The sequence below is a fragment of the Aeromonas sp. R2-2 genome (assembly GCF_040908355.1).
Lineage (GTDB): Bacteria > Pseudomonadota > Gammaproteobacteria > Enterobacterales > Aeromonadaceae > Aeromonas > Aeromonas veronii.
Genome location: NZ_JBFODQ010000034.1, coordinates 20903 through 27180 on the forward strand (window position 1 = coordinate 20903; position 6278 = coordinate 27180).

Below are 6278 nucleotides of genomic sequence, written 5' to 3' on the forward strand. Positions count from 1 at the left end.
CTAGCAAACCTTTATCCGGGATCCTCTTCACAGCCCGGACCCGAGCTGCTGGTGATTACCTGCGAAGAGTGATTAAATCCCGCGCCTCTTGCACCGGACTCCCTGTTTTTTGACGCTCAGTTTTCAGGAAAGATGTTATGAACCCCGCTCCGCTCTATCTGCTGGCCCCTTTTGTTCTGTTCCTTGTGACCATGCTGCTCTATCGCATTTCGCCGCTGCGGGCGGTCGCCGCCGGTGGGGTACGCTGGTTTATCCTCCCCGCCTTCACCCTGTTTATTTTGCTGATCATCATCAATGGAGCCGCCGATCCCACCCTGCGCGATCCGGCATTCCACTGGTTGATGCCGGGCCTTGGCTTTGCCCTGAGCCTGTTTCCGGCCCTGCCCAAGGCGCTGGTGCCAAGGCTCGCCATCAAGGAGGGGGCCTTTGCCGCCCTCGGCCTGATGCTGATGAGCTTGGCCATGGTCTACTGATCGGCTGGCACAACCGTTAGCATGGCTCAAGGGGCGCTCTGTGATGGGCGCCCCTTGTACAAACAATGGCCTGCAGGCATCTTGGTGACAGGATAACCAGCAAGGAGGCCAAATGGACAATCCGCCCGATTTCATGACGTTGTGGGATTATCAGGATCCCGCCGCCAGCGCCCTGCGTTTTCACACCCTTCTTCCCGAAGCGCGTGCCGCAGCCGACCTGCAACTCGAACTGGAGTTGCTGACCCAAATTGCCCGCACCCATTCACTGCAGCGCCAGTTTGCCGAAGCCCATCAGCTGCTCGACGAGATAGCGCCTCGCCTCACCGACACAACCCCCAGAGCACGGATCCGGGCCCTGCTGGAACGAGGCCGCACCTTTAACTCGGCGGGCGACAAAGCCAGCGCCAAACCGCTGTTTGAACAAGCCTGGCAGTGGGGACTCAAGGAGAAGGAGACCTATCTCGCCATCGACGCCGCTCACATGATCGCCATCGCCGCACAACTGGAAGAGCAGAGCCGCTGGCATCAACTGGCGATGGAGCTGGCGGAACGCAGCAGTGACGAGAAGGTGCGCGGCTGGCTGGCCCCCCTTTACAACAATCAGGGCTGGACCCTGTTCGAATTGGGCCGCTTTGAGGAGGCGAAAATCCAGCAGCAGAAGTGTCTGACCTGGCATCTGCAACATAACCAGCCGGCCAAGGCGTTTATCGCTCGCTGGAGTCTGGCTCGCCTGACCCGGGCCCAGGGTCAGCACCAGCAGGCGCTGGCAGAGCTGCACCAGCTCAAGGCCGATATGGCCGAGGCTGGCGAACCTGAGGATGGTTATCTGTTCGAGGAGCTGGGGGAGAATGCCTTGGTGCTGGACGATCCGCTGGCCGCGGAATACTTCTCCCGCGCCTGGTTTCTGCTGTCGCAGGACCGCTGGTTCAGCGCCAACGAGGGGGAGCGACTGGCCCGCCTCAAACGCCTCGCCAAACTCTGATCCCCCAAAATAGAAAGGGCGGCACGCTAGCCGCCCTTTCTGCTGGCAAGATGGTTCAGGCCCGATTGGACTCCTCCCACCCCTGTTTTTTACGGTAAATTGTGGAGGGGCTGATCTCGAGCAGGGCAGCTGCCTTGGGAATATTGCCGTCACAGCTGGCGATGGCCTGTTCGATCACCTCTTTTTCCACCAGCCAGAGCGGACGAATTGGCCCGTTGGCCACGCCGGTGGCGGCCGGAGCCGATGCCACCGCTGCCGCAATCGCAGCCGGCAGCTGGGGACGAACCCCATTGAGCGGTGGCGGCAGAATATCCGGGCTCACCAGCTCCTTGTCGTTGAGCACCACGATATTGCGCACCACGTTTTGCAGCTCGCGTACGTTGCCAGGCCAGGGGTAGTCGAGCAGCACTCGTGCCGCCTCGACATCGAAATCCTTGAAGCGTTTGTTCTCCTCCTTGGCGTAGCTCTGCAGCAGGGTACGCGCCAGCAGCAGGATATCCTCGCCCCGCTCCCGCAGCGGCGGCAGGGTGAGTGGAATGACGTGGAGCCGATAGTAGAGATCCTCGCGAAAACGGCCCGCTTTCACCTCCACCAGCGGATCCCGGTTGGTGGCGCAGATAAAGCGCACATCCACCGTCTCGAGCTTGCCGCTGCCGACCCGCTGCACTGTGCCGGTTTGGATGAAGCGCAGCAGCTTGCTCTGCAGGTCGAGATCCATCTCGCAGATCTCGTCGAGAAACAGGGTACCGCCATCGGCCAGACTGGCCGCCCCCTTGCGATCCACCTGCGCACCGGTAAAAGAGCCCTTCACATGACCGAAGATCTCGCTCTCCATCAAATCATGGGGAATGGCGGCGCAGTTGAGGGCAATAAAGGGCTGTTCGCTGCGGGGACTGCACTGGTGAATCGCCTCGGCACACACCTCTTTGCCGGTGCCGCTCTCGCCAGTGATAAAGACGGTCGCCTTGCTGGGCGCCGCACTTTCGATGATGCGATAGACCGCCTGCATCGACATGGAGGCGCCGATAAAACCGAAGAAGGAGCTGCGCTCGAAGTTCTCCCGATAGTGGGCAACCAGCGAGCTCAACTGCTGGTGTTTCAAGGCATTGCGAACGGTGGCGCAGAGCCGCTTGCTGTCAAACGGCTTGGTCAGAAAATCGAAGGCACCGAGGCGCATCGCCTCCACCGCCACATCCACCGAGCCGTGAGCGGTGATCACCACCACAGAGCAGGGCAACTGCTGTTCGGTGATCATCTGCAGAATATCCATACCGGACATATCCGGCAGCTCCAGATCCAGCAGCACCACGGGGGGAGGACTTGCCAGCAACTGTGCCAACGCTTGCTGACCACAGTCGGCCAGCACTACCTCGTACCCCTCCTGGCGCAGGTACTGTTCATAGACCACCGCCAGACTACGGGTATCTTCCACCAGCAGGACACGCGATTTATTTTCAGCCACTGGACTCATCCTTGTATTTGATTCTGCGATCTATTTTGCCTTATTTTCGCGCGCAAACCCAACGCCAAGACAGCTCTGTTATCCCGCGATTGCAGGGAATACACAAGTAAAAACGGCTCCTTAAGGAGCCGTTTTTAACTACAAGAAGGGATTACTTCTTGGCGTCGTCTGCAGTCGGCTTCTCGATAGCCAGCAGCTCAACGTCAAACACCAGCACGGCGTTCGCCGGGATGGAGCCTGCACCGTGCTCGCCATAGGCCAGCTTGGACGGCAGGAAGAACTTGAACTTGGAGCCAACCGGCATCAGCTGAACACCTTCAGTCCAACCCGGGATAACCTGGTTGAGCGGGAAGGTAGCCGGCTCGCCGCGATCGACGGAGCTGTCGAACTTGGTGCCGTCGGTCAGGGTACCGGTGTAGTGAACCTTGACGATGTCGGTAGATTTCGGCTTGGCGCCAGTGCCCATCTTCTCGACCACGTACTGCAGGCCGGATTCAGTGCTCTTCACACCCTCTTTCTTGGCGTTGGCAGCCAGGAACTCTTCGCCCTTCTTCAGATTCTCAACGGCGTCTTTCTCGGCCTTGGCCTTGGTCAGCTCGTTGATCTTGGCGTCGTAATCCTGCAGTACCTTCTGGATCTCTTCATCAGTCATCTTGGCTTCTTTGCCCAGACCGTCAGTCACCCCTTTCAGGATCACGGCGTTGTCCAGTTTGATGCCCAGTTCCTGCTGACGCTCCAGGGTATTGGCGATGTAACGACCCATGGAGAGGCCAATTGCGTAGCCAGATTGCTCTTCAAAGCTCTTGGCTTCGGCCTTGGTCGCCTCTGCCGGCTTGCTGGCTTCTGCCTTCACTTCGGCGGTATTGGCCGCAGCAGGCTTCTCGTCTTTTTGGCAAGCAGTCAGACCGACGGCAACGGCCGCCGCCAACAGGGACACCTTCAGAAATTTGTTCATCAGTTTCTCCAAACTCCAAATACCGCTCTCGGTTCCATCGTGAAATGAGAGGTTTATCGTGATAAGCGCCTTATACTAACGCCGTGATCGCAGGTAACAAAAGCGTGAGACCGCAAAAATGATAAAAAGTGCCATTTATCTGGTGAGCCTCTGTTTAATGCTCACCGGTTGCGAGCAGAGCTCCCAACCCAACCAGCAAATGACCCTCGCCAGCACGGGTCTGCTGACCGCAGATCTCTCCAGTGATGGCAAGCAGGCCATCGTCTCCAGCATCAGCCAGGGCATCATCGTCTGGGATCTGGAACAGAACCGTCAACGCTGGCGCTGGAAGCAATCCGACTCTACGGAAGATCTGGTATTCATTACCCGCTTTTCCGAAGGCAACAGCCATGCCGTCACCGCCACCCCAGACACCTTTGCTACCTGGCGGCTGAACGACGGGCAATCACAAGGCTACTACTCACTTCCTGAATCCAGGCTGAGGGACATCGCGCTCTCTGCCGACGGTCGTTATGTGCTGATCGGGCGGGAAGATGGCAAAGCTGAGTGGCTCGACACCCGAAGCGGCCGTCGCCTGCAGTTTCTGGGGCACACCGAACAGGTCAATACGGTGGATCTCTCCGCCAACGGTCGCTACGCCCTGACCGGCGGCAACGACTATAGCGCCTATCTGTGGGATACCCGTAGCGGGCAGGTGATCTGGCGCTTCAACCATGGTGGCCGGGTGATCATGGCCAGACTGGAGCCGAGCGGCCGCTACGCCTTCACCGCCGACAGCAGCCGGGCCAGCATCTGGGATCTGAAAACCGGCAAGGAGGTGAGTCAGCTGCAATATGATCACCGCTTCGAGGTCTACACCAGCGCCCGCTTTGCCAACGATGGCAAGTGGCTCATCACCGGCGCCCCTTCCCGTCAGCTCTCCCTGTGGCAAGTGAGCGATGGTGCCCTGCTGCAGAGCTGGCGCGTCTCGCCGCAACCCAAGGTGAAACCGCCCAGCGCAGTGGTCTACGGCGTCGCTTTGCGCGACAATAGCCACCTTGTCAGTGCCAGCTCCAGTGGTCTGGCCGAAATCTGGACAATCAAGTAAGGACCCGAAGGCCCATGAGTCAGCAACTTAACGATCGCATCGAAACCCTGGAAACCCGTCTCGCCTATGCGGAGTACACCATAGAGCAGCTCAACGACGAGGTAACCACCCAGGGCCGTGAACTCGATCGGCTCAAATACCAGATCCAGCTGCTGATCGACAAACTGCAAAGCGTACAGCCCAGCCAGATTGCCAGCATGGCCGAAGAGACCCCGCCGCCGCACTACTGATCCGACGCCATCTCTGGTCAGGCAACATGGCTTGGCACAGCTGTCAGCCAATAAAAAGGCTATGTCCCAATTACGTGTTGAAAGGCTAATCTTGAAGTAGGCCATCACCTTGAGGTCTGCCATCATGGATACCCCAGCCTTTCAACACCTGTTGTCTCTCTTTCCACTGCTTACCCTGCGCCAGCGCCGCGTTGCCCGGCAGGAGCTCATGGCGCCACATGCCATTACCTCGCTCAATACCCAGTTTCCTGCATGCAGTGGCTGCCCACATTGTCAGGCCGATGTCGCCGAGCTGGCGCCTTGGGGGTGGAGTCGGGGGCTGCGCCGCTACCGTTGCAAACAGTGTCTGCGCACAAGCTCCATCCTCACCAAGACGCCCCTGGCCAGATTGCGTAAAGCACAGTGCTGGGAAGACTACGCGCAAGCCCTCATCGAAGGACTGACCGTCCGCCAGGCCGCGCGGCGCTGTGGGGTCAGCAAAAACACCGCGTTCCTCTGGCGTCACCGCTTCTTGCGTGCCATGGCAGGCCATCAAGCCACACGGGAAGAGGGCATTGTTGAGGTTGATGAGACCTTCTTCCTTGAATCGTTCAAGGGGCAACGGGGACTGCCGCGTCCGCCAAGGCATCGTGGTGGTAAAGGTCGAACCCGTGGAACCGGGTCGGATTACATCCCTGTGATGGTGGTGCAGGACCGTGCTGGCCACCATGCGGATTTTCAGCTGGAGCAGATAAATGCCGAGACGGTCATCGCGGTGTTGAAGCCGTTGGTGTCAGCGGATGCGGTGTTGTGTAGCGATGGTGCGGGTGTGTATGCGAGTTTTAGCAAAGTGCATGGAGTGACTCATCAAGTAGTGCGCAATCGCCAGGGCGAACGGGTGGTCGGTGCGTATCACATCCAGCACGTGAACGGGTATCACCATCGGTTGAAAGAGTGGATGGAGCGGTTCCATGGAGTGGCAACGCACTACCTGAAGAACTACCTGGGTTGGCGCAGGATGCTGGAGCGTTACGGGAGGGGCGTGAATATCAAAGCGTGTTTGCATGAGGCGCTGGGGCACCCCATGCAACACGTAATTGGGACATAGCC

Annotated in this window: 7 protein-coding genes; 5 read left to right on the forward strand and 2 right to left on the reverse strand. The window is 59.0% G+C overall.

Going from position 1 to position 6278, the window contains the following annotated elements; translation table 11 throughout:
- The first annotated feature begins 137 nt into the window (after nucleotides 1-137).
- Entirely contained in the window at nucleotides 138-473 is a 336-nt protein-coding gene (locus AB5Z09_RS06750; RefSeq protein WP_005335280.1) for a hypothetical protein, read from the forward strand.
- A gap of 112 nt (nucleotides 474-585) precedes the next feature.
- Nucleotides 586-1455, forward strand: a complete 870-nt coding sequence (locus tag AB5Z09_RS06755; protein WP_368194919.1) for a hypothetical protein — start codon at nucleotides 586-588, stop codon at nucleotides 1453-1455.
- 55 nt (nucleotides 1456-1510) lie between these two features.
- Here AB5Z09_RS06755 and AB5Z09_RS06760 read toward each other — a convergent pair whose 3' ends face one another.
- On the reverse strand, nucleotides 1511-2917 hold the full coding sequence (locus AB5Z09_RS06760; protein ID WP_236315817.1) for a sigma-54 dependent transcriptional regulator: 1407 nt from the start codon (nucleotides 2915-2917) through the stop codon (nucleotides 1511-1513).
- 151 nt (nucleotides 2918-3068) lie between these two features.
- Nucleotides 3069-3872 (reverse strand): FKBP-type peptidyl-prolyl cis-trans isomerase, encoded by an 804-nt coding sequence (gene fkpA, locus AB5Z09_RS06765; protein WP_005335283.1) that lies wholly within the window; start codon nucleotides 3870-3872, stop codon nucleotides 3069-3071.
- Between the two features lie 118 nt (nucleotides 3873-3990).
- Between fkpA and AB5Z09_RS06770 the strand changes: the two genes are divergently transcribed.
- The 3 genes from AB5Z09_RS06770 to AB5Z09_RS06780 all read left to right on the forward strand — a co-directional run bounded on the left by AB5Z09_RS06770 (nucleotide 3991) and on the right by AB5Z09_RS06780 (nucleotide 6276).
- Nucleotides 3991-4959 carry a hypothetical protein gene (locus AB5Z09_RS06770; RefSeq protein WP_100645230.1) on the forward strand — a complete coding sequence of 323 codons (969 nt, stop codon included), beginning with the start codon at nucleotides 3991-3993 and terminating at the stop codon, nucleotides 4957-4959.
- A 14-nt stretch (nucleotides 4960-4973) separates the two neighbouring features.
- Entirely contained in the window at nucleotides 4974-5189 is a 216-nt protein-coding gene (locus AB5Z09_RS06775; RefSeq protein WP_005335285.1) for a SlyX family protein, read from the forward strand.
- A gap of 124 nt (nucleotides 5190-5313) precedes the next feature.
- Entirely contained in the window at nucleotides 5314-6276 is a 963-nt protein-coding gene (locus AB5Z09_RS06780; protein ID WP_368194921.1) for an IS1595 family transposase, read from the forward strand.
- Nucleotides 6277-6278: the final 2 nt, after the last annotated feature.